We start from the raw sequence: 1,161 nt of genomic DNA on the forward strand, positions 1-1,161 counted from the left end.
CTTCGGGAGGGCGTTTACCACGGTGTGGTTCATGACTGGGGTGAAGTCGTAACAAGGTAGCCGTAGGGGAACCTGCGGCTGGATCACCTCCTTAACGATAAGATGTTTTTTCTTGTGAGTGTTCACACAGATTGATGGCTTGATAGCTGGAACAGATAACTTTTATGAGTGCGGCGAAGCCGTACGAATGAAAGGTAAGTACTGGGTCTGTAGCTCAGCTGGTTAGAGCGCACCCCTGATAAGGGTGAGGTCGGTAGTTCAAGTCTACTCAGACCCACCATTTTGTCGCTCTGAACTGCGTTGTCGGCTTCGTCGCATACTGGTGTATGCTTCCTCGCCTCCGCCTTGTCAGAACGCCAAAAGCATTTGTCGCATTCAAGGTTTACGTGGCTACAGATGATGTAGAAGCGCAGTCCAGAATGATTCAGGGCAAGGCGCACAGTGAATGATTGAGCGCGCATACCTCAATGGTATGTAAGCGATTGAATTTACTGCGCAACGCAGCACTGGAGCATTGTGGCAAGCCTGAACAAAAAGGGGCCATAGCTCAGCTGGGAGAGCGCCTGGTTTGCATCCAGGAGGTCTGCGGTTCGATCCCGCATGGCTCCACCATCTACCTTATCTCTGCGTTCGCTGCGTCGTCGTGTACTGGTTGTACACTTCCTCCTTGCTGCCTTGATATAAGCCAGATGGATACTTTACCTACCATTATCTGTTCTAAGCATAATGAATTGCTAAGCACTCTTACGAGAATGTTTATCAATCACATTATGTGATGTAGCTCTTTAATAATTTGGACAAGCTGATAAAGAAACAAACGAAGTTTGAACAAGCCAGGTATAACTCACCAGATTATTTGGTGGCGTATCGTTCATGTCATAAAAATCAGATATGACTCAAAAAAGTCATCGTTTAGGCGATGGTAGGCGCAGGATTTTTGTTGGATAGCAAGGCATTGTTGAAGCGATTGAGGGAGCATACTTGATAGTATGTGACTGATTGAGTGAGACAATAACGAAGCTAGGCGACAAAAAGACAAGCCGAGACACTTTTTCGGGTTGTATGGTTAAGTGACTAAGCGTACACGGTGGATGCCTTGGCAGTTGGAGGCGATGAAGGACGTACTAACTTGCGATAAGCCTAGTTGAGCTAGTAAGAAGC

2 tRNA genes and 2 rRNA genes are annotated in these 1,161 nt (G+C 47.0%); all 4 read left to right on the forward strand.

Going from position 1 to position 1,161, the window contains the following annotated elements:
- A 16S ribosomal RNA gene (locus DQX04_RS12310) occupies positions 1-94 on the forward strand; the annotation flags it as partial.
- A gap of 109 nt (positions 95-203) precedes the next feature.
- Positions 204-280, forward strand: a tRNA-Ile gene (locus DQX04_RS12315).
- Between the two features lie 256 nt (positions 281-536).
- A tRNA-Ala gene (locus tag DQX04_RS12320) sits at positions 537-612 on the forward strand.
- A gap of 452 nt (positions 613-1,064) precedes the next feature.
- Positions 1,065-1,161 (forward strand): 23S ribosomal RNA (locus tag DQX04_RS12325); the annotation flags it as partial.

It is taken from the genome of Aliidiomarina sp. B3213, from assembly GCF_003290085.1.
Lineage (GTDB): Bacteria > Pseudomonadota > Gammaproteobacteria > Enterobacterales > Alteromonadaceae > Aliidiomarina.